General features: G+C 56.5%; 19 protein-coding genes and 1 pseudogene. 10 read left to right on the top strand and 10 right to left on the bottom strand.

What is annotated here, in order from left to right; translation table 11 throughout:
• Positions 1-108 precede the first annotated feature (108 nt).
• From LDN84_RS00855 to LDN84_RS00840, 4 genes are all read left to right on the top strand, one after another.
• Positions 109-1,218, top strand: coding sequence for a 6-phosphofructokinase (locus tag LDN84_RS00855; RefSeq protein ID WP_223906776.1), 1,110 nt, complete (start codon positions 109-111; stop codon positions 1,216-1,218).
• A gap of 7 nt (positions 1,219-1,225) precedes the next feature.
• Positions 1,226-1,597, top strand: coding sequence for a thioredoxin domain-containing protein (locus LDN84_RS00850; protein ID WP_223906774.1), 372 nt, complete (start codon positions 1,226-1,228; stop codon positions 1,595-1,597).
• A gap of 150 nt (positions 1,598-1,747) precedes the next feature.
• Complete coding sequence (locus LDN84_RS00845) at positions 1,748-2,512, top strand: oxygen-binding di-iron domain-containing protein (protein WP_223906771.1); 765 nt, start codon at positions 1,748-1,750, stop codon at positions 2,510-2,512.
• Positions 2,509-4,665, top strand: a complete 2,157-nt coding sequence (locus LDN84_RS00840; RefSeq protein WP_223906767.1) for a putative bifunctional diguanylate cyclase/phosphodiesterase — start codon at positions 2,509-2,511, stop codon at positions 4,663-4,665. The genes LDN84_RS00845 and LDN84_RS00840 overlap by 4 nt, the downstream gene beginning before the upstream one ends.
• On the opposite strand, the gene LDN84_RS00835 is transcribed toward LDN84_RS00840, so the two are convergent.
• The 5 genes from LDN84_RS00835 to LDN84_RS00815 form a co-directional block, all read right to left on the bottom strand.
• A complete protein-coding gene (locus tag LDN84_RS00835) occupies positions 4,666-5,379 on the bottom strand; it encodes a YebC/PmpR family DNA-binding transcriptional regulator (protein WP_223906763.1) in 714 nt (237 codons plus the stop codon).
• A gap of 144 nt (positions 5,380-5,523) precedes the next feature.
• Positions 5,524-5,964, bottom strand: coding sequence for a CBS domain-containing protein (locus tag LDN84_RS00830; protein ID WP_223906760.1), 441 nt, complete (start codon positions 5,962-5,964; stop codon positions 5,524-5,526).
• A gap of 82 nt (positions 5,965-6,046) precedes the next feature.
• Positions 6,047-7,102: a 2-oxoacid:ferredoxin oxidoreductase subunit beta gene (locus tag LDN84_RS00825; protein ID WP_223906757.1), complete on the bottom strand. Its 1,056-nt coding sequence runs from the start codon at positions 7,100-7,102 to the stop codon at positions 6,047-6,049.
• Positions 7,099-8,919 carry a 2-oxoacid:acceptor oxidoreductase subunit alpha gene (locus tag LDN84_RS00820; RefSeq protein ID WP_223906753.1) on the bottom strand — a complete coding sequence of 607 codons (1,821 nt, stop codon included), beginning with the start codon at positions 8,917-8,919 and terminating at the stop codon, positions 7,099-7,101. Before LDN84_RS00820 ends, LDN84_RS00825 begins: the two co-directional genes overlap by 4 nt.
• Complete coding sequence (locus tag LDN84_RS00815) at positions 8,916-10,757, bottom strand: FAD-dependent oxidoreductase (protein WP_223906750.1); 1,842 nt, start codon at positions 10,755-10,757, stop codon at positions 8,916-8,918. Before LDN84_RS00815 ends, LDN84_RS00820 begins: the two co-directional genes overlap by 4 nt.
• Positions 10,758-10,980: 223 nt before the next feature.
• Here LDN84_RS00815 and LDN84_RS00810 point away from each other — a divergent pair, with 223 nt between their 5' ends.
• From LDN84_RS00810 to LDN84_RS00800, 3 genes are all read left to right on the top strand, one after another.
• A complete protein-coding gene (locus LDN84_RS00810) occupies positions 10,981-11,484 on the top strand; it encodes a hemerythrin domain-containing protein (RefSeq protein ID WP_223906747.1) in 504 nt (167 codons plus the stop codon).
• 197 nt (positions 11,485-11,681) lie between these two features.
• The gene (locus tag LDN84_RS00805; protein ID WP_223906744.1) at positions 11,682-12,998 is read left to right on the top strand and encodes a solute carrier family 23 protein; all 1,317 of its coding nucleotides are present in this window, start codon (positions 11,682-11,684) and stop codon (positions 12,996-12,998) included.
• A gap of 82 nt (positions 12,999-13,080) precedes the next feature.
• Positions 13,081-14,115 carry a hypothetical protein gene (locus LDN84_RS00800; RefSeq protein ID WP_223906741.1) on the top strand — a complete coding sequence of 345 codons (1,035 nt, stop codon included), beginning with the start codon at positions 13,081-13,083 and terminating at the stop codon, positions 14,113-14,115.
• A gap of 43 nt (positions 14,116-14,158) precedes the next feature.
• On the opposite strand, the gene LDN84_RS00795 is transcribed toward LDN84_RS00800, so the two are convergent.
• The 3 genes from LDN84_RS00795 to LDN84_RS00785 all read right to left on the bottom strand — a co-directional run bounded on the left by LDN84_RS00795 (position 14,159) and on the right by LDN84_RS00785 (position 16,730).
• Positions 14,159-15,313, bottom strand: a complete 1,155-nt coding sequence (locus LDN84_RS00795) for an aminotransferase class V-fold PLP-dependent enzyme (protein ID WP_223906738.1) — start codon at positions 15,311-15,313, stop codon at positions 14,159-14,161.
• A gap of 99 nt (positions 15,314-15,412) precedes the next feature.
• Entirely contained in the window at positions 15,413-15,631 is a 219-nt protein-coding gene (locus tag LDN84_RS00790; RefSeq protein WP_223913278.1) for a 4Fe-4S dicluster domain-containing protein, read from the bottom strand.
• Positions 15,618-16,730 (bottom strand): aminoglycoside phosphotransferase family protein, encoded by a 1,113-nt coding sequence (locus LDN84_RS00785; RefSeq protein WP_223906734.1) that lies wholly within the window; start codon positions 16,728-16,730, stop codon positions 15,618-15,620. Before LDN84_RS00785 ends, LDN84_RS00790 begins: the two co-directional genes overlap by 14 nt.
• Before the next feature lie 79 nt (positions 16,731-16,809).
• Between LDN84_RS00785 and lptD the strand changes: the two genes are divergently transcribed.
• Genes lptD through rsmA form a run of 3 tightly spaced genes read left to right on the top strand, consistent with a single transcriptional unit; the run spans position 16,810 to position 21,349 of the window.
• On the top strand, positions 16,810-19,194 hold the full coding sequence (gene lptD / locus LDN84_RS00780; protein ID WP_435405957.1) for an LPS-assembly protein LptD: 2,385 nt from the start codon (positions 16,810-16,812) through the stop codon (positions 19,192-19,194).
• A gap of 6 nt (positions 19,195-19,200) precedes the next feature.
• Positions 19,201-20,559, top strand: coding sequence for a peptidylprolyl isomerase (locus tag LDN84_RS00775; protein ID WP_223906731.1), 1,359 nt, complete (start codon positions 19,201-19,203; stop codon positions 20,557-20,559).
• 10 nt (positions 20,560-20,569) lie between these two features.
• The gene (gene rsmA / locus LDN84_RS00770; RefSeq protein WP_223906728.1) at positions 20,570-21,349 is read left to right on the top strand and encodes a 16S rRNA (adenine(1518)-N(6)/adenine(1519)-N(6))-dimethyltransferase RsmA; all 780 of its coding nucleotides are present in this window, start codon (positions 20,570-20,572) and stop codon (positions 21,347-21,349) included.
• Between the two features lie 260 nt (positions 21,350-21,609).
• Here the strand turns inward: rsmA and LDN84_RS00765 are convergent.
• Positions 21,610-22,047, bottom strand: a pseudogene (locus LDN84_RS00765) (barstar family protein); the annotation flags it as partial.
• Between the two features lie 38 nt (positions 22,048-22,085).
• Complete coding sequence (locus tag LDN84_RS00760) at positions 22,086-22,418, bottom strand: guanyl-specific ribonuclease (protein ID WP_223913274.1); 333 nt, start codon at positions 22,416-22,418, stop codon at positions 22,086-22,088.
• Positions 22,419-22,618: the final 200 nt, after the last annotated feature.

The following is a 22,618-nucleotide window of genomic DNA, read 5'->3' as shown; positions in this document are numbered from 1 at the left end:
GCTTGTATAACAAGTGCCAACAGCTATTAATTAAAGAGCATTTATGGACTTTTCTGGTGACATGGCTCAACCAATCTGGTTTCAAACACTTCATTCAAGGACACCCTCATGACCAAACCCATCAAACGCATCGCTGTCAACACTGGTGGGGGTGACGCTCCAGGGCTCAACGCGGTGATCCAGTCGGTGATGATCGCCGCCGACAACCGGGGCTGGGACTGCTTTGGCATCCGCGACGGTTTCAACGGCATCCTGTTCCCTGAGCGTTATACGGAAGGTGGGGTGATGCGCCTGACGCGTGAGCGGGTACGCGGCATTGGCCACCTGGGCGGCACCATTCTGGGCACCACCAACAAGGGCAACCCGTTGCATTTTCCGGTCAATATGCCGGACGGCAGCGTGCGCGAGATTGACCGCTCGGATGAAATCATCACCTACTTTGCCACCCATGAAATTGATGCCCTGGTGTCGATTGGTGGCGACGGCTCATTGACCATTGCCAACGCCTTGCACCAGAAAGGCCTGCGCGTGGTGGGTGTGCCCAAAACCATTGACAACGATCTGGACAAAACCTTCACCACCTTTGGTTTTGATACTGCCGTGGGTTTTGCCACCGAATGCCTGGACCGCCTGCACAGCACCGCCGAGAGTCACCAGCGGGTAATGGTGGTGGAAGTGATGGGCCGCTATGCGGGCTGGATTGCATTACACGCCGGTATTGCCGGTGATGCACATGCTATTTTGATCCCCGAAATTGGCTTTGACATGGGCAAAGTGGCCGCCAAAATCCGTGAACGTGAAGCCGCAGGCCAGCTGTATTCGATTGTGGTGGTGGCCGAAGGTGCACAGCCGCGTGATGGCCACCGCGAGCTGCTGGCTGCCGCCGAGATTGGCCATGCAGAACGGCTGGGCGGCATTGGTGAACAGGTGTCCCAGGCTTTGACCAAGGAAACCGGCAAGGAATCCCGCGTGGTGGTGCTTGGCCACTTGCTGCGTGGTGGCAGTCCCACCTCTTTTGACCGCTTGGCAGCCCTGCGTTTTGGTGCCGCAGCGGTACGTGCGCTGGATGCTGGTGAAAGTGGCGTGATGGTGTCCCTGGGCATCAACGGCGTGGACTATGTGACATTGGAAGAAGTGGCCGGCCATATCCGCAACGTGCCCATGAGCTGTGACGCCCTGCAAACCGGGCGTGATCTGGGTATTTGTTTTGGTGATTGAGGGCAAGGTGAAGGACCACTCCGTGCCACCCTTGCTGGTGGCTTGCCTGTGTGCCCAGTGGTGCAATGTGTGTGAGGAATACCGCAGCCGTTTTCAGCAGGTTCAGGCGGCGGTGATGCTTGACCACCCGCAGGCAGATTTCCTCTGGATCGACATTGAGGATGAAGCCGACCTGCTGCACCCGCTGGATGTAGAAGACTTTCCGACCCTGCTGATTGCCCTGGGTGACCAGCCGCATTTTTTGGGCCCACTCACGCCCCAGGCGCAAACGCTGGAGCGCATGATTCGCACCAGCGTACAAGAGACTGGACACACGGGGTTAAAAGATCCGGCTTTGCAGGCTTTGGTCAAGCGAATCAGGCATCAACTCCTGGCTTAAAAAATTAAACCATCGATCAAAACCATGGTCCCAATGTGCTGGAAACGATGTAGATTCCAACCACCCCGTATGGGTAGGTTTTTTTCTTCAATTTCTTTGGCAAGACACACACAGGTCACGTCATCTTGCTGGATATCCCTGTAAAAATTCATGCGTAACATCAAGCTATTCGACACCGAGGCCCACAAGTTCATTTTGCTCAATGAGAGTGAGCCAGGTGAAGAGGACGGTGTACGCTCCAACCAATACCTGATCGAGCATGAGGGAGCCGGTGTGCTGCTCGACCCCGGCGGTTTTGGGGTTATGCCACGGGTTCTGGCCGAGCTGCTGCGTTACCTTGCACCAGAGAAAATTCGCGGTATTTTTCTCTCGCACCAGGACCCTGACATTGTGGGGGGCATCGCCACTTGGCTGGAGCTGATCAAGGCCCCGGTCTACATCTCCAGCATCTGGATGCGTTTCCTGCCGCATTACGGCCTGAAAGACATGTCGCAATTTGTGGGTGTGCCAGATACCGGCATGGATTGCGAGGTGGCACCGGGCTTCATGCTCAAAATCATTCCTGCGCATTTTTTGCACTCAGAAGGGCAGATCAACGTCTACGACCCGCTCTCGAAAATCCTGTTCACTGGCGATATTGGAGCCGCCATGATGCCCGTGGACAAAGACGACGCGTATGTGGATGACTTCTCCAGCCACCTGCCATTTGTGGCGGGCTTTCACCAGCGCTACATGGGCTCGAACAAGGCGGTGCGCTGCTGGCTTGACAACCTGGCCGGGCTGGACATCCAGATGATCGCGCCGCAGCATGGCCCGATCTACCGTGGTGCAGCCGTGCGTGAATTTCTGGACTGGCTGCGTGAACTGCGCTGTGGCATTGATTTGATGCAAAGTGGTGGACGGTTCTCGCCATGAACGACCTGCTCCCGAGTCATTTGGAAACCGTGCGCCTGCGGGTGATTAACCGCATGGCAGCCTTGCTGGAAAGCCAGACACGCAGCAAGATTTTTGGCAATAGCCTGAATGCACTGGTCAAAGAAGTGCATGGTGAAGTGATCGCCGACCTGCGCCAGTTGGTGGCCATGTCTGACGCAACGGATCTCTCCGTGCGGCTGGAACACGCGGTGCAGGCCTGCGAGCGCCTGGATGGCACGCTGGACTTGTTGTTGGACGAGCGGCAACGGCAATGGCATCGCAACGGCAATTACGTGCGGGCCACGATGCAGGAGTTCAATCAGACCCTGAGCGATCTGGCTTCCTCGTTGATCGAAAAGAGCTTGTTCGAGCGCCAGAGCAAGGTGCTGGAACGCATCATCCTGTCACACGAGAACATCTCACACTGGAAAGAGTTCGTGCAGGAAATCCTGGCCGACTTTCACGCCATCTTCCCCTTCAACTTCTTTTACATCGCGTTTGCCGAAGAACACGGCCTGTCGTTGTTCCTCTACTACCTGGGCGACTTCTCTGACGAGCTGAAAAAAAACGCGCGCGACATGTTGTCCAAACAAATGCTGGTGAATCTGGCGTTGTCCAGCGATGCACCCCTGGACATCGAAGAGTTCGTGATCAAGATCGACCAACCCGTCAACAACAACAGTGACGCAGTACGCATGATCACGGTGGCCGTGCCGGAACACACCCCCAAACTCGCGGGCGTGCTGGGTGTAGCCTATGTGGCCAGTGGCGAACTCAGCCCACAGGAAGAGAGCGTGGTGCGCTCCATTTTGTCGGTGATGGTGATGGTGGTGGGCTCCAGCAAACTGCTCTCACGCACCCTGACCGAGCTGGAATACTATGCCATGCACGACCCACTGACCGGGTTGTACAACCGTCGCCACTTCAACAATATCCTTGAATATGAAATTGGCCGCTCAGAGCGGCATGGTCACGAATTCTCCCTGCTGATGCTGGATCTGGACGACTTCAAGGACATCAACGACACCTATGGCCATGCTGCGGGGGACGAGGCCTTGTGTGGGGTTGCTGAAATTTTGCGTACACAGGTTCGCAAAGGTGACTTGGCGGCGCGCATCGGTGGCGACGAATTCACCATCATCCTGATGGAAACCGGCTGCACCGGGGCCACTACAGTGGCCTCAACCCTGGGAAAAACCTTGCGTGAGCATGTCTTCACCACTTCGGACGGCAAAAATTTTCACCTGACCATCTCGATTGGTATTGCCACCTACCCGGTCGATGCCAACAACAACACCGACATGCTGGCCGGAGCCGATGTGGCCATGTACCGGGCCAAGGAGCTGGGCAAAGACAGCGTCTGCACCCTGGATGCCTTGCAAGGCCGGGTGGCCATCAGCCGCATCACCCGCGACAAAGCCGAGAACCTGCGTGAGGCATTGCAACAGGATCGCATCACGCCGTACTACCACAGCATCGTCAATTGCCAGACCGGTGAACTGTATGCCTGCGAAACGCTGGCGCGCCTGGTTGAGCCCAATGGTGACATCGTGTCAGCAGGGGCTTTTATCGAGGCCATGGAGAAGTACGGTTTAGGGCGAGAACTTGACCGCGTCATGCTCCGCAAAGCCTTTGCTGCCAAACAGGCCTGCTTGCTGAGCGGTGCGCCAGACACCAAAATCTTCCTCAACCTGTCAGCACAAGAGATTCAGGAACGTGGCATTCTGGGCTATGCCGAGGAGTTGTGCCACGCGCTGGGGATTCCGCCGCAATGCGTGGTGTTCGAAATCCTGGAGCGTGATGCCATTGGCGACATGACCAATATGCGCAAATTCCTGACCCACCTGCGCCAAAAAGGCTTTGCCTTTGCGCTTGACGACTTCGGCAGTGGCTACAACTCTTTCCATTACCTGCGCGAGCTGCAGTTTGAATACGTCAAGATTGATGGCGCTTTTGTGCGCAACATCCTGAACTCCAAGGTGGATTACGCGCTGGTGCACAACCTGTCACGCCTGTGCCAGGATCTGGGCATCCTGACGGTGGCCGAGTTCGTGGAAAACCAGGCGATTCTGGATGCGCTCAAAGCCATGGGCATCAACTATGCCCAGGGCTTTCACATCAGCATGCCGTCGCGCGACATGCCGCTGCGTTAGTTATCCTGCCAAGGCGACGTAGACGTGTTGCACGTCGTCATTGGCATCAATGGCGGCCAGAAAGGCCTCCACCTCTTCCAGGTGTTCTGCGCTCAGGTTGGCCGGGTTCACCGGGTTCTTGGGTTTGTAGCCGAGCTTGGCAGACAGCACGGTAAAACCATGGTTGGGCAGGGCCCGGCTGACCACATCCAGGTCGGTCGGGTCGGTCAAAAACAAGGTGTTGCCGTCTTCTTCGCCGGGCTCAAAATCTTGTGCCCCGGCCTCAATGGCAGCCACTTCGGGATCGGCACCTGGGGCCTTGGGTTCGGCTTCGATCATGCCGACATGGTCAAAATCCCAGGCCACCGAGCCCGATGTGCCCAGTTGGCCCTTGCGAAACAGCACACGCATTTCAGGGGCGGTACGGTTCAGGTTGTCGGTCAGGCATTCCACCATCACCGCCACCTGGTGCGGGGCAAAACCTTCATAAATCACCCGCTCGAAATTGACCGCCTCACCGGTCAGCCCAGCGCCTTTTTTGATGGCGCGATCCAGCGTGTCTTTGGGCATGGAGGCTTTGCGGGCCTGCTCAATCAGCAAGCGCAGGTGGGAATTGGCCGCAGGGTCTGCGCCGCTGCGTGCGGCCAGCATGATGTCTTTGGAGAGTTTTCCGAAAATGCGGCCCTTGGCATTGGCTGCGATGTCTTTGTGCTTGGCTTTCCACTGTGCGCCCATTTGTGTGTTCCTTGGTGTTGCTGCGCTCAACGCAGGTTCATCCTGATGCGGATGGTTGAGACAGGCGCAAAGTTTAGGGGCGAAAAACGCTTTACCGGAATGACTTTGTGAATTTACGAGCCCAAATCCGTCAAGGGCAGCGGTTCAACCCAGCGCATCGTTGACTTGTTCGTTGAAATCGGCCAGGCCTTGCGCCGCCTGAACTTCTTTGGGCATGGCATCACGCACCGAAAAAACTCCCAGGATTTTGTTCGCCGACGTGACGATGGGCAGATGTCTGAAGCCGCGCTCAATCATGATCAGCACCGCATCGGCCACTTTGGTTTCGGGCGGTACACACAACGGGTGGCGCGTCATGATGTCGGCCACCGTGGCTTTGGTGGGGTCAAGTGCCTTGGCCAACACGCGGGTCATCAGGTCACGCTCGGTCACGATGCCGAGCAAGGTGTTGCTGGCATCAATGATCAGCACACTGCCGCAGTTGGCGCGGGTCATCACACAGGCTGCGGTGTAAACCGTGGCCGTGGGGACGACGCTGACCACATGGCGCTGCGCCATGGATTGGAAAACGGTGCGTTCAGTCATGCCATGCTCCTCAGTGAATGATACAAAAACAATAGCTGCTTGCGCAGCATTTATAAGGACTAGAGGCCAATTTGATTAAAAATTAGCGCAATGCAGCGTTGATTTTCTCCAGTGCCTTGGAGCCTGGGCAGAGTTGTGCAGTCCCCAGGGTGTTCAACGGCTGGGCACAGGTGTTGAGCGCGGTGTGCAAATCGGTTGGCAAGGGGTCCAGGTAGAGCAGGCCGGTGACCACTTCGCCGCGTGCGGCATGACTGTTCATGTAACTCATGGCGGCGTAACGATCCGTCGGGTCATAGTCTTCGTGCAGCTTGCGCATGCGCAGAACCGAGCCATCCTGTTGTGCCACTTCCACCACCTCACCCGGTGCATATTCGGTGGAGAGTTCACCGCCAGGCGCCACAAAGTCAATCACACTCACGGCTTCATCATGCTGGCGCACGTATTCGTAGCTCTTGGTGCTGCCACCATGGTTATTGAAGGTCACACAAGGGCTGATGACATCAATAAACGCCGCCCCGCCATGTGCCAGTGCTCCTTTGATCAGCGGGACCAGTTGCGCCTTGTCGCCGGAAAAACTGCGCGCCACATAGGTGGCCCCCAGTTGCAGGGCAATGCCGACCAGATCGATCGGGTTGTCGGTGTTGATAGCCCCTTTTTTGCTTTTGGAACCACGGTCTGCGGTGGCTGAAAACTGCCCCTTGGTCAACCCATACACACCGTTGTTCATGACGATGTAGGCCATGTTGACCCCGCGGCGCATGGCGTTGGCAAATTGACCCAGACCGATGGAGGCCGAGTCGCCGTCACCCGACACCCCCAGGTACATCAGCTCGCGGTTGGCCAGATTGGCCCCGGTGAGCACGCTGGGCATACGCCCGTGTACGGTGTTGAAACCGTGTGATGCGCCCAGAAAGTAGGTGGGTGCTTTGGAACTGCAACCAATGCCCGACAACTTGGCCACACGATGGGGCTCAATGTCCAGCTCCCAGCAGGCCTGGATGATGGCCGCCGAGATCGAGTCGTGGCCGCAACCGGCGCACAGGGTGGAAACCGGGCCTTCGTAGTCGCGCCGGGTATAGCCAACCTTGTTTTTGGTCAACGTAGGGTGGTGCAGTCGGGGTTTGGCAAGGTAGGTCATACAGTCTCCTTCAAAAGCGCCAACTTGGTGGCAATGGCGCTGACGATGAAGCGCGCCGTGATCGGCGTGCCGTCGTAATGCAGCACTTTGACCAATTGTTTGGGGTTGGCATCAAGCTCGTTGACCAGCAGGGCGCGCATTTGCGCGTCGCGGTTTTGCTCCACCACAAACACCGTGTCGTGCTCTTCCAGGAATTTGTTCACCGAAGCCGGGAACGGGAAAGCCTGCAGCCGCAAACCATCCAGATGGACACCATCAGCTTCGAGCACATCCAGTGCTTCACGCATGGCTGGGGTGGTGGAGCCAAAATAAATGACACCCAACCGGGTGGGCTGCGCCGCCTTGTGCAAGATGGGTTGCGGTACCAGATCGGCAGCGGTTTTGAATTTTTTGAGCAAACGCTCCATGTTGTAGAGGTAGTCCGGCCCGCGCTCCGAGTAGCGGGCATAGGCATCTTTGGAGGTGCCCCGGGTGAAGTAGCTGCCCTTGGTCGGGTGGGTGCCGGGCAAGGTGCGCCACGGAATACCGTCCCCATCCACATCGTTGTAACGGCCAAAATCCTTGCCCGCCTCCAGCTCGGCAGCGGTCATGACCTTGCCAATGTCGTAGGTACGTGCATCGTCCCAGACAAAGGGTTTGCACAGGCGCTGGTTCATGCCGATGTCCAGGTCACTCATGACAAAAATGGGGGTTTGCAGCCGGTCGGCCAAGTCCAGCGCGGCAGCGGCATGTTCAAAACACTCATGCGGGTCTTGCGGGAACAACATCACATGACGGGTGTCGCCGTGTGACGCATAGGCGCAGGAAAGCAAGTCTGACTGCTGGGTGCGGGTGGGCATGCCGGTGGACGGACCGCCACGCTGCACATTGATGAGCGTGACCGGAATTTCAGCAAAGTAGGCCAGGCCAATGAACTCGGTCATCAACGAAATCCCGGCACCCGAGGTGGCGGTAAAGGCCCGCGCACCGTTCCAGCCCGCCCCAATGGCCATGCCAATCGAAGCCAGCTCGTCTTCGGCTTGCACAATGGCGTAGTAATGCTGACCGGTGTTGGGGTCCACACGGAATTTGTCGCAGTATTTCTGGAAGTTTTCCGGCACCGAGGAGGATGGGGTGATCGGATACCAGGCTGCCACCGTAGCCCCACCGTAAATACAGCCCAGCGCCAGGGCGCTGTTGCCGTCAGTGAATATCTGATCTCCGACTTTGTCCGATTGACGCACGGTCAGGCCCAACGGATAGGCCAAATGCTGTGTGACGTAATCGCGCCCCAGGTTGATGGCCTGCAGGTTGGAGGCCAGCAAACGCTCCTTGCCTTTGAATTGCTCAGCGAACAGCTTCTCGAACACACTGGCATCCAGATCCAGCAGCACTGACAGGGCCCCCACATAAATGATGTTCTTGAATAGCTGGCGCTGACGCGGATCGGTGTAGGCGGCGTTGGTGATCTCGGTCAAGGGCACACCAATCACCTGCACATCCTTGCGGAATTTGGACTCCGGGATGGGCCGGGTGCTGTCGTAAAACAGGTAGCCGCCGGGCTCGATTTCGGCCACATCGGCATCCCAGGTTTGCGGGTTCATGGCGACCATCATGTCGACCCCGCCGCGCCTGCCGTGGTAGCCTTTTTCACACACGCGGGCTTCGTACCAGGTCGGCATACCCTGGATGTTGCTGGGGAAGATGTTGCGCGGGCTGACCGGCACGCCCATACGCATCACCGCCTTGGCAAACAACTCATTGGCACTGGCCGAGCCTGAACCATTGATGTTGGCAAATTTGATGACGAAATCGTTGATGGCTTCTATGCGTTTCATGCGGCCTCCGTGGCATTTTGATGAGCGGCGGCCGACTTGGTATCACGCGCACGCGGCCCGGCTTGGGTGGTGTCAAGGCGGAACTTCTGCATGTCCCACGCGCCGGTGGGACAGCGCTCGGCGCAGAAACCACAGTGCAGGCACACGTCTTCGTCTTTCACCATGACCCGGCTGGTTTTCAGCTCGTCTGACACATACAGATCTTGTGTGGTGTGGGTGGCCGGGGCTTTGAGCCGACCGCGCAAATCGGCTTCTTCGCCATTGGTGGTGAAGGTGATGCAGTCCATCGGGCAAATGTCCACACAAGCATCACACTCAATACACAAACTGCTTTTGAATACGGTTTGTACATCGCAGTTCAGGCAGCGACTGGATTCCTTGAAAGCGGTGGCGGCATCAAAACCCAGCTCCACCTCCACCTTGATGCTGGCCAGGGCTTTTTCGGCCACCGTCCATGGCACTTTGAAACGCACGTCGTTGGAGACGGCGTTTTTGTAACTCCACTCGTGAATGCCCATTTTTTGGGAGAGAAGATTGGTCATGGGCGGTGGGCGCTGTGCCACATCTTCACCGTTGAGCAGGCGGTCAATCGACACCGCCGCTTCGTGCCCATGGGCGACCGCGGTGATGATGTTTTTCGGGCCATAGGCGGCATCCCCGCCAAAGAAAACCTTGGGTAAGGTCGACTGGAACGTCCCTTCAGTGAGTACCGGCAAGCCCCATTTGTCAAACTCGATACCGCAGTCACGCTCGATCCAAGTGAAGGCATTTTCCTGGCCGACGGCAATCAACACTTCATCACACGGTACCAGCACATCGGGCTCTCCGGTGGGGATCAGGCTGCGACGGCCCTTGGCATCGTATTCGGCGCGGACGATCTCGAAGGTCATGCCAGTGAGTTTGCCGCCTTCGTGTTCAAACGTTTTCGGCACGTGGTAATTCAGGATCGGAATGCCTTCATGCTGCGCATCTTCCTTCTCCCAGGGCGAGGCTTTCATTTCTTCAAAGCCACTGCGCACAATCACCTTGACATCTTTGCCGCCCATGCGCCGGGCACTGCGGCAGCAGTCCATGGCGGTGTTGCCGCCGCCCAGCACAATCACGCGCTCAGCCGTCTGGGTGATGTGACCAAAAGACACCGACATCAGCCAGTCAATACCAATGTGGATGTGGGCCGCCGCTTCTTTGCGCCCCGGCACGATCAAATCACGCCCACGCGGTGCGCCACTGCCGACAAACACCGCGTCATAACCCTCAGCCAACAGCTTGGCCATGGAGTCAATGCGTTGCCCGGCCTTGAAATCCACCCCCAGATTCAGAATCTGGCCGGTTTCTTCGTCCAGCACCGACTCGGGCAGGCGGAATTTGGGGATCTGGGTGCGCACGAAGCCGCCGGCCTTTTTCTCGCCGTCAAACAGCGTCACGGCATAACCCAGCGGGGCCAGATCACGCGCCACCGTCAGGGATGCCGGCCCGGCTCCCACACAGGCCACACGCTTGCCGTTGGGTGGCGCGATGGCAGGCATGCGGGATTTCACATCGTCCTTGAAATCGGCCGCCACCCGTTTCAGGCGGCAAATCGCTACCGGTTCGGGTTTCGTCCCGTTGTTCTCTTCCACCCGGCCACGCCGGCAGGCGGGCTCACAGGGGCGGTCGCAGGTGCGGCCCAACACGCCGGGGAACACGTTGCTCACCCAGTTGATCATGTAGGCATCGCTGTAGCGGCCCTGACCAATCAGGCGGATGTATTCGGGCACGGGGGTGTGGGCCGGACAGGCCCATTGACAATCCACGACCTTGTGAAAATAGGCCGGGTTCGAGGTATTGGTAGCTTGCAAAATTGTCTCCTCATCCTGCTGACAAAAAAGCCGACGCGCCGCAGGTGTGGGGCATCCTACGCCGATGCCTAAGGCTTGAATACACCTGCATTCTGAAATTTTCAGATTTACTGATCTATGTCAAAAAAATGATCTGCATCAAAAAGGTGAGTTATTGATCTGGCTCAAAGTTGACAAACCAACACCCGCCAAAAATAAACGCTTATTGCCAAGGAGAACCTCGATGAAAACCGAACCGCATGTGGATCGTTTCAAAGCGCTGGATGCTTGTCACCAGCAGATTCATGAACACCTGACTGTTCTGACTGGCTTGCTGGAGCAGCTGGAAGCAGACTCTGACAGCGAGCACTGCCGCCAGAAAGCCAAGGACATTGAGGCGTATTTCTCTGAAACCGCACGCGAGCATCACCTGGAAGAGGAGCGTAATGTGTTCCCCAGCCTTCTGCTCAGTGACAAGCCCGAAATTGTTCAAGCTGCACTCACCCTCAAGCAGGATCATGGCTGGATCGAGCAAAACTGGCTGGAACTGGCACCCATGCTGCGTGCCATTGCCCAGAATGAAGACTGGGTGGACATGGCCGAACTCAAGCACAGCGCCGAGGTTTTTCTCAACTTGTGCCACGACCACATCGTGCTGGAAGAAACACTCATCTACCCCGAAGCCAAAGCCTGTCTGGCCCAAGAGCTGGCCAGCCGTGCCATGCGCATGGGACAGCCAACAACCTAAACGCTACATGATTGATAGTGTTTAGCGCTTGTGATTAAAGAGGTAACCCGACAAAACACGCCTCCACATTAGCGAAACTCATTTCACCCAAAGTACAGACTCTGGACATCTTCTGGAGGTCTGTCTTGAGCATGCAACGTGCTGCTTGTGCCGCAAGATGGCTCACCATCATCCCTCTCAAACTTACAAGGAAACCCATGAGTCTCTTTTCCTGGGTTGAAAAAAGCCCCAGCATCTTGAACCAAGGCGGCGTGATTGGCCCGGATGAGCGCCTGCCCTGGCCACAAACCGCCGTGATGGGCATGCAACATGTGATTGCCATGTTTGGTGCAACCGTGCTCGCGCCGATCCTCATGGGGTTTGATCCCAATCTGGCGATTTTGATGAGTGGTGTGGGCACTTTGCTCTTTTTCTTCGTCACTGGCGGTCAAGTGCCCAGCTACCTGGGCTCCAGCTTTGCATTCATTGGGGTGGTGATTGCCACCACCGGTTATGCCGGCAAGGGGATCAACCCCAACATCGGCATCGCGCTGGGCGGCATCATCGTCTGCGGGGCGCTTTACACCGCCATCGGCTGCTTGGTACAAGCCGTTGGCACGGGCTGGATTGAAAAGCTGATGCCGCCGGTGGTCACAGGCTCAGTGGTGGCGGTGATTGGCCTGAACCTGGCTGGTGTACCGATCAAAAACATGGCTGGCAACAATTTTGAGAGCTGGATGCAAGCCACAACCTTTGTCTGCGTGGCGCTGGTGGCTGTGTTTACCAGCGGCATGGTGCAACGCTTGTTGATTCTGGTGGGTTTGACTCTGGCCAGTATGTTGTATGCGCTGCTGACCAACGGACTGGGGCTGGGCAAGCCCATGGATGTGAGTGCTCTGCTGGCGGCCCCCTGGTTGGGCATACCCGCCTTCTCTTCACCGGTTTTTGAGGCTAAAGCGCTTATCATGATTGCACCCATAGCTATCATTTTAGTAGCTGAAAATTTAGGACACATCAAGGCTGTGACCGCCATGACGGGCCGGAACCTGGACCGGTATATGGGCCGTGCCTTCATCGGCGACGGCTTGGCCACCATGGTGAGTGGCAGTGCGGGTGGCACGGGGGTCACCACCTATGCGGAGAATATAGGTGTGATGGCTGCCACCAAAATTTACTCCACGGCGATGTTCCTGGCGGCGGCGCTGATTGCGCTGGTGCTGGGTTTCTCGCCCAAATTTGGCGCGGCGATTCAAACCATCCCACTGCCGGTGATGGGTGGTGTGAGCATTGTGGTGTTTGGCCTGATTGCAGTGGCTGGAGCGCGTATCTGGGTTGAGAACAAGGTGGATTTTGCTGACAACAAGAACCTGCTCGTCGCTGCCATCACGCTGATTCTGGGCACGGGCGACTTCACCTTGAGGTTTGGTGACTTTGCGCTAGGTGGCATTGGCACCGCCACGTTTGGGGCCATTGCCTTGTATGCCCTTCTGAACATCAACCAACCTGCAGCAAGGGTGACGGAATCAAAGCCTTGAATCCCCTGGCCAGGCCTGGCAGGCCTGCCACGTCACCGTCATGCAGAATGGACTCCATGTTTAATCTTTCAGGAGTTTGTTGATGTCATTCAAGACCTGCTTGCGTGTTGTGGTGGTGTTGACCGTGGGTTGCATGACCGCAGCCTGCAGCACACCCTACACGCGCCAAGATGCCGCCACGGGTTCGTTTGCCTTTGGTCTGTGGGGTGACATGCCCTACAAAAAAGCCGGTGACGCTGCCAAATTACCAGCCGTACTGGACAGTCTCAACGCCTCTGACATTGCGTTTTCGCTGTACGACGGCGACATCAAGGATGGCAGTTCCAGATGCACCGACGAGATTTACACCGAAGCCTTGACCATGTTCAATACCTTGAAAAAGCCGGTGGTGTATGTGCCAGGCGACAACGAGTGGACGGACTGTCACCGGACAAACAACGGCAGCATGGACCCGCTGGAGCGCCTGGATCACATCCGCAAGGTGATGTTCGCCAGCCCACACTCGTTGGGTCAAATCACCCTGCCACTGGAACATCAGGGCAAGCCGGGCGAGGCTTATGTGGAAAACACCCGGCTCTTTTATCAGGGAATCACCTTTGCGGGATTCAACGTACCGGGAAGCAACAACAATCACATCGCCATCCCAGGGCAATGCAGTTTCCATAGCCAACGCAGCGCAGCCGACTGCGACAAGGCCAACGCCGAATACCTGGCGCGGGATGCCGCCAACATTCGCTGGCTGGCTGAAACCTTTGAACATGCGCGCCGCGACGGCTCGAAGGGTGTGGTGCTGGTGGTGCAAGCGCAGCCGGGGTTTGACATGCCGGAGTCTGAAGATGTGGATGAAACCCGGTTGCCAGATGTCAGTGGCTACCGGGCGTTCATGGCCGCGGTGACCCATGAAACTGAACGCTTTGCAGGCCAGGTGCTGTTTGTGCATGGTGACATGCATGTTTTCAAAATTGACAAGCCTTTGTATGGCCCGTGGAACCCACTCGCCAATTTCACCCGGCTGGGAACTTTTGGAAGTCCGTCATTACATTGGGTCAAGGTAACCGTCAAACCTGACACCGCCAATGTGTTTTTTATAGAGCCGGTATGGGTTAAACAGCCTTGACGATGTGTGCCTGACAAACTGAAAGCGCCCCCAGCGCGTGAATTCAGGCACGCACAGGTTCGAGCTCCAGGATGCCCATGGCATCCAACGCTGCAGCCAGATGAGCCACGCTGCGTGCGACGTCGTGTAATTTTTCCAAGCCAAACAGACCAACCCGGAAGGTCATGAAATCAGCTGGCTCATCACACTGCAGGGGGACTCCGGCAGCGGTTTGTAAACCCAGCGCGAGGAATTTTTTGCTGTTCTGGATACCTGCATCCTCGGTATAACTCACCACCACGCCGGGGGCCTTGAAGCCTTCAGCGGCCACGCTCTGGATGCCGCGGCTCTCAAACAGCGTGCGCACCGCCGTGCCCAAGGCCAGTTGCTCGGCCTTGACTTTCTCGAAACCGTAGTCACGGGTTTCCTGCATCACCTCGCGCAGGCGGGTCAGCGCGTCAGTGGGCATGGTGGCGTGGTAGGCATGGCCGCCAGCTTCATAGGCTTCCATGATTTGCAGCCACTTTTTCAGATCACAGGCAAAGCTGGTGCTGGTGGTGCCGTCAATGGCGGCGCGGGCGCGTTCACTGAGCATCACCATGGCACAGCAAGGGGAGCCGCTCCAGCCCTTTTGCGGGGCGCTGACCAACACGTCTATACCCGTGGTTTGCATGTTGACCCACATCGCCCCGGAGGCAATGCAGTCCAGCACCATCAAGCCACCCACCTCATGCACCGCATCAGCCACGGTTTTCAGGTAGTCATCGGGCAAGATCATGCCGGCAGCGGTTTCCACATGCGGTGCAAACACCAGATCAGGCTTTTGGGCGCGGATGGTGGCCACCACTTCTTCGACCGGGCAGGGAATCCAGGGCGATTGTTTGCTGTCATTGATGCGCCGCGCCTTGAGCACGATGGACTCGGACGGGATGCCACCCATGTCAAAAATCTGCGTCCAGCGGTAGCTGAACCAGCCATTGCGGATCACCAGCACTTTTTTGCCAGTGGCAAATTGCCGCGCCACGGCTTCCATGCCAAAAGTGCCGCTACCAGGCACCAGCACCGCTGATTTGGCGGCATAAACTTCTTTGAGAATGCGGGAAATGTCCGTCATCACGCCCTGAAAGCGCTGCGACATGTGGTTCAGGGCCCGGTCGGTGTAGACCACTGAAAACTCAAGCAAACCATCGGGGTCGATATGGGGAAGAAGTCCGGGCATGGGGTGCGCTCCTGAGAAGGGATGAAGAATGAACAGATGGTTTCAGCTTAGCACGGGCTTAGCCTGGCGAACATCCAGATGACTACCGATATCAACGCGCTAATGCGCAGTCGTCACACGCAGTGCCTTAAACAAACACCGTTTTTCACACTTTTTGCACCCGGTGCAAGTGGCTTCATCGTCAATCACCGCATGCTTTTTCCAGCCTTGGGGCTCCAGGCTGAGCAAATTCAAGGGGCAGGCGGCCACACACCAACCACAGCCGGTGCAGCGACTGGCATCAATCACGACCCGAAAAGGAGGTTTATTGGCGGCCAAAGCCAAAGATGTCTGGCTCCACAATGCCTTCCACCTTGTCCACCAGGCGCAGCAGCGGTTTGAGTTCGCGGTAACGTGCGCAGGTGGTGCGGATGTACTGGATGAAGCGCGGTGTGTCGGCCAGGTACTGCGGCTTGCCATCTCGCAGCGTCAAGCGGGCAAAAATGCCGGCCACTTTCAGGTGCCGTTGCAAGCCCATCCACTCCACTGCCCGGTAAAACTCGCCAAAGTCGTCGCCCACGGGCAGGCCGGTCTTGCGGGCTTTTTCCCAGTAGCGGATGGTCACATCCAGGCAAAAATCTTCTTCCCAGCTTAAAAAAGCATCGCGCATCAGGCTGGCAATGTCGTAGGTGACGGGGCCGTAGACCGCGTCCTGAAAGTCCAGCACCCCCAGCGGGGCCTCCGGCGTGGGGCCGACCATCAGGTTACGTGGCATGAAGTCGCGGTGCACAAAGACGCGGGGTTGGGCCAGATTGTTGGCGATGATTTGCTTGAAACTGTTGTCCAGGGTGAAGCGCATGGCATCATCAATCACCTGGCCTTTGTACTTGCAGATGTACCAGTCTGGAAACAGTTCCAGCTCGCGGCGCAACAGGGCTTCGTCATAGGGTGGCAACACGTCGGGCTTGGAACTGAGCTGCCAGGAAATCAGTGCGTCCACAGCTTGCAGATACATCGGCAGGTTGGCTTGCGGGTCTTGTGGCTGGATGACTTGCATCATGGTTTGTGTGCCCAGATCACTCAGCAGCATGAAGCCTTGCGCGGGCTCCCAAGCCAGCACCTGGGGTGCATGAAGGCCTGCGGCTTGCATCAGCTCAGCCACCTTGACGAAGGGCTCGCAATTCTCTTTGTCCGGCGGGGCATCCATGATAATGAAGGAAATTGGCCTCTGATGCCCGTCTGAATTGCGCAAGCAGCTATCAATTCTGAAGTATCTCCGAAAACTGGCATCAGCCGAGGCCAGGCGCAACGACGGTAAATTCAGCTGATGCAGCGGCGCAAGCAGGCTCAGCCAGTGCTTAAATTCGGTGGCGCGTTGGGCATCGCTGAAAGTAATGTCAACGGCAGGGGGGGCTGGGGGGATGTGGTCTTGGCTCATGGATAATCCATTGTAAAACCCGCCCCTCCAAACTCTCTCATGCCCGCTGCCGCCTTTCCATTGCCCCTGCCCCATGCGCATGATGAATAAGCATTTTTTGCTGCCTTGCGCCTTGCAACGGATGATGCCTGGCCGTTTTGCACGGGCATCGATCAGTGTTGCAGTGGCCTTACTGCAAGCAAGCTTGGCCAGTGCGCAGTCTGCGGACAACTCGCCTTTGCAACTCAAGCCGAGTTCTGAGTTGGAGGAGCAATTGAGCTCTGAGGCACGCAGCAGCGTACCCACTTTTGTCTCGGGTGAGCACATCACAGGCCGACCGGATCTGGAAACCACGGTGGAGGGTTCTGCCGCCCTACGCAAGGTGGATGTGGTGATCAAAGCTGACCGACTTGATTACTACCAACCCACAGATACGGCCAAAGCTACAGGCCATGTGCGGGTGAACCGCGCAGGCAACGTGTATGAGGGCCCGTTGCTGGAATTGCGAGTGGATGCTTTTGAAGGCTTTTTTAATGAGCCCAGTTACCATTTTTTGCGCAATGATGCCCACGGCCAGGCGGACCGGGTTGATTTTCTGGACGAGCAACGGGCGGTGATTCACAACGCCACCTTCACCACCTGTAAACGCTTGCCAGGGCCGAGCTGGATGCCGGACTGGATTTTGAAAGCCAGCACCATCAGCCTGGACAACGAAGAAGATGTAGGCACGGCCGAGGGCGCAGTGCTGAGCTTCAAGGGCGTACCGCTGTTGCCTGTGCCCTATATCAGCTTTCCGCTAAGTGACCAGCGCAAGTCAGGGGTGTTACCACCCACGCTGGGAATGGACAACATCAATGGCACGGAAGTGTCCGTGCCTTATTACTGGAATATCGCCCCCAACCGGGATGCCACCATCACCCCCACGCTGATGAGCAAGCGTGGCCTCAACCTGGACACCGAGTTCAGATACCTTGAAGCCAATTACTCGGGTAGCCTACGCGCGGACTGGATGCCCTCCGACCAGTTGCGCAACATCAACCGTTGGGGCCTGAACCTGAACCATCAAGCCCGCCTTCAGAGTGAATGGACAAGCAGCGGTGCCGTATTAAACATGAGCTTGAACCGTGTCAGCGATGACAATTACTGGCGTGATTTCACGCGCACCAATGGTTCACTGACCCAACGCTTGCTGGCCAACGATGCCACCCTGATGTGGACAAATGGTGCCTGGGCCAGCAGCGTGCGCACCCTCAAATGGCAAACCCTGCAGGATGTCACCGCCCCCATCATCCCACCCTACGACCGTTTGCCACAAATCGCCACACGCTACACCCGCCCCAATCTATGGGGTTTGGATGTGACACTGGATGCCGATTACACGCGTTTTCAATCTGACAGCAGCCTCACCCTGCAGCCCAATGCCGAGCGGACGTTTTCGGTGTTGCAAGCCAGCCGGACTTTTCAGACCTCTGCCGGTTATGTTCGGCCCAAGATTCAGTTGCACGCCACCAATTACCAGTTTGATACCGTACTGGCCAATGGTGAATCAAGCGCCAGCCGTGTGGTGCCGACCTTGAGCATGGATGCCGGTTTGGTGTTTGAACGCGACACCCAGCTTTTTGGTCGCAAGCTGCTCCAGACACTGGAGCCGCGCGCGTTTTATGTGAATACCCCCTACCGTGACCAAAGCCAGCTACCCAACTACGATTCGGGTGCCTACGATTTCAATTTTGCAACCATCTATCAGGAAAACGCCTTTGTTGGCAATGACCGCATTTCTGACAGCAATTTGCTCACCTTGGGCGTGACATCACGCTTTTTGGACCCGGATACGGGTGCTGAAGCGGCGCGCGTAGGACTGGCCCAGCGTCTGCGCTTTCGCGACCAAAACGTCACACTGCCCGGCGCGTTGCCCGCACAAGACCGCATCAGCGACATCTTGCTGGGTGGCTCGGTCAATTGGGACGCACGCTGGCGATTCGATGGCACCGTGCAGGTCAACCCCACCACGGAACAATCGGTGCGCTCCACCCTGGGGGCAAGCTACAACCCTGGCAGCTACCGCACCATCAATGCGGCCTACCGATTCCAGCGTGATTCAAGTGAACAACTCGACATTGGCTGGCAATGGCCGCTGAACGACCTGTGGGGAGACCGCGGCAAATACCTCGGACCGGGACAAGGGCAAGGCGAAGGCCGCTGGTACAGCGTGGGACGACTCAACTACAGCATGAATGAAGGCAAACTGGTCGATTCCGTGCTGGGCTTCGAATACGATGCGGGCTGCTGGCTGGGTCGCATTGTGCTGGAACGCTTGCAAACAAGTAGCATCACGGCCACACAACGCATCATGTTCCAGCTGGAGTTTGTCGGCTTCTCCCGATTGGGTGTGAACCCGCTCAAGTCGCTCAAAGATAACATTCCCAATTATCAAAACTTGCGTGAGCCCGGTGCTGCACCAAGTCGTTTCAGTAACTACGATTGACCTGCCATGAAATACCGCCTGAAAACACTGAGCCTTGCCATTGCCATGCTGGCCGCCAGCCTGAGTGGCCATGCTCAAGGCTTGCACCTCGCCGCTACGCCTGCGCTTACGCCCAATCAGACGGCCACAGCCACCACGCAAGCTGACTTTATTGTGGCCGTTGTGAATTCAGAACCTATTACCAACACCCAGGTCAGCCGTGAAATCCAGCGCGTCTTGCAGCAGTTGACGCAACAGCGCCGGGCTCAACCAGATGTCCGGGTACTGGCCTCTGAGGTGCTTGAAAACCTGATCAGTATCAAGGCGCAATTGCAATATGCGCGTGATACCAATGTGCGTGTTGAAGACTCTGCCGTTGATCAGGCGATTCAAAACATAGCACAGCAAAACCAGCTAAATGTGCCCGAGCTGATGCGCCGGGTGCAGAATGACGGCCTGTCCGCGAGCGATTTCAGAGCGCAGCTGCAAGACCAGATCATGCTTCAACGTCTGCGTGAGCGTGACGTGGGAGGCCGAGTCCGGGTTTCAGATCTGGAAGTGGATCAGTATCTGACCGAGCAAAAAAGCAACCAGAACCTCAGTGACATTCAATTGAATCTGGCCCAGATTCTGGTGTCTGTGCCTGAGACCGCCAGTCCCGAGCAGATTGCCGCCTTGCGCAAGCGGGCCGAGCGGGCGCTGGAGAGAGCCCGAAAAGGCGAAGATTTTGCAGCTTTGGTGCGGGAATTTTCGGATGCCTCCGACCTCGTGAACGCGGGACAACTGGGACTTCGTGAGGCCAGCCGCTATCCTGCACTTTTTGTGGATGCCACACGCCTGCTGGATGTGGGTGCGGTCGCTGAATTGGTGCGCTCTCCCGCTGGTTTTCATGTGCTCAAAGTCGTTGAAAAAATCCATGCGGGCTTGCCCACAGCCGTGGTCACACAAAGCCATGCCCGGCATATCTTGCTGATTCCCAATGCTCGCCTGAGTGAAGCACAAGCCCGTGAAGAATTGGCCAGCTTCAAAAAACAACTGGTCAGTGGCAAAGCTGATTTTGCAACGCTGGCACGAGAACACTCACAAGACGGTAGCGCTGCGCAAGGGGGGGATTTGGGTTGGGCCAGCCCTGGTATGTTTGTGCCTGAATTTGAAGCGGTCATTAACCGCTTGACCCCCGGCGAGGTGAGCGACCCACTGGTGTCGCGTTTTGGTGTGCATTTGATCCAATTGCAAGAGCGTCGCCAGGTCACCCTGAGTCAGGAGCAGCAGCGCGAAGCGGTGCGTGCCATGTTGCGCGAGAAAAAGATGGACGAGACCTACAAGACCTGGGCCCAGGATTTGCGCGCGCGAGCTTATGTTGAACTGCGCGAGCCACCCCAATGAGGGCCTTGAGTTGAAACACGGTACGCATATTCCGCGCAAACGTTTTGGTCAGCATTTTTTGACCGACACCTTCGTTATTGAAGCCATTGTGCAGGCGATCTCCCCCAAAGCGGGGGATGCCATGGTCGAAATTGGCCCCGGTTTGGCGGCATTAACTCAACCCTTGGTAGAGCGATTGGGTGCCTTGACGGTGATTGAGCTGGATCGCGACCTGGCACAACGCCTGCGCAGTCACGGGCAACTCAAAGTCATAGAGTCTGATGTACTCAAAGTAGACTTCAGGCAGATAGCGCAAGCGCAAGGCGCTACAAAATTAAGAGTGGTTGGCAACCTGCCCTACAACATTTCCACACCCATCCTGTTTCATTTGCTGGATCAAGTGGAGGTGGTCGAAGACCAGCACTTCATGTTGCAAAAAGAAGTGATTGACCGCATGGTGGCGCGGCCTTGTACTGCAGCCTACGGGCGATTAAGCGTCATGTTGCAATGGCGCTATGCCATGGAAAATGTACTGTTTGTACCCCCTGAAAGCTTCACCCCGCCCCCGCGCGTGGATAGCGCGGTGGTGCGGATGGTGCCACGATCCGACGCAGCCCCGCTGGACGTGAATGTGCTTAGTGAGTTGGTTCAAGTAGCTTTCAGCCAACGCCGGAAAATCTTGCGTCATACCTTGGGCTCATGGCTTCAGGCCAAAAACTTCAACGGTGACTTTGATGTACAGCGCCGCGCTGAGGAAGTACCCGTCGATGAATATCTGGCGCTGGCGTTGTCAGTGCCATCCATGTCATGACAGGCCGGTTTGGATTCTGAAAAAACAAAACCCCCAAGCTTGGACAAACCAACCTTGGGGGTTCGGCATCAAAACGCTTTTTAATTAGTTGTCCAGTAACCTGCGTTAAAGGGGCTGCTCATGCGTAACGCCTGCGGAGAAATATCCAGCAACTTGTCGGTAGGCATTTTTTCTCCGTTTTCGGTCAAGACTTCAATGGCACCCATGTTCGTCGTTGCAGTGCTGTGCACGGAATCAGCATGCGCCGCACGGGCCACCGAGAAAGAATAAAAACAACGGAAAGGCACCTTGCGGTCACCCCAGTAGTCCACAGTGTCACGGAAGATATCGAGCAACTGCTCGCGCGCTTCCTTGTCAAATTTTGCATTGGCAGGAATGTGCTCCAGCACCACAATAAAACCTTGTTGCGGACCAGATTTATGCACCGGGTCCGTCAGACTATCGTAGAGTGAATCAAAATTTTTGCCAATTGTCACATTCAGCATGAACTGTTTGCCGATCAAGTCAAGCACGTCTTGTTTGCTTTGGGCTGTCGCCAGATTGGCGTACAAAAAGTGATGTCCCAGAGCCTTGGCAGCTTCTTGTAAATCCGGCACACGAAAAGCGCGGATGGATTGCACGATATTAGTGCGAATGCCACGCAAAGACTGTTCAGCAGCACTTACAGGGGTCGCCAGAGAGGGTAGAGCAAGAGACATGGTTTTCTTTCTTTATGACTTAATTCAAATAACTGGCATCAGGGCACGATCTTGCGAAAGCTCGCATAGTGATCGGCGGTGTAATAACAGGCATCGGGGGTGATGGGACGACCGCCACACACAATCCGCTTAACGCCACGATGTTTCAAACCCGGTGTTGGCACCGTGTATTCAAGGTAATAACCACGTTTATTCAAAGGCAACAAGCGCTCCCGGTTTCCAAAAACCACACCATCCTTCTCAGAGGCAAACGGGCCTCCTTGATGAATCAGTGTGTAAGTTTGGGCACCTTGCTTGGGCAATTCGCTCAGCCGGACAGTACTTGGCAATTCAACCGTCACAGGGGTTCTGGCAAACAAGGGGCCAGACATCACCACTGCAGCAACGCCCAAGCCAGCCAACACCAACTTAAGGTTTGTGAATCGCAACATCAACACTGTTCCCTGTAAAACCACGGGTTAACCCGAACACTCAAGGGCGCTAGTGTCGATGATATGAAAGAAAAAAGCAAGCCATTGCCCAATAAATAGGCAATGGCAGTAAGGGGAAATAGGAGCTAAGTCAGTGCTAA

This window comes from Rhodoferax lithotrophicus, assembly GCF_019973615.1.
In the GTDB taxonomy this organism is placed as follows: domain Bacteria; phylum Pseudomonadota; class Gammaproteobacteria; order Burkholderiales; family Burkholderiaceae_C; genus Rhodoferax; species Rhodoferax lithotrophicus.
Note: the sequence above shows the minus strand (reverse complement) of the source record. Positions and strands in the feature narration are given on the sequence as shown.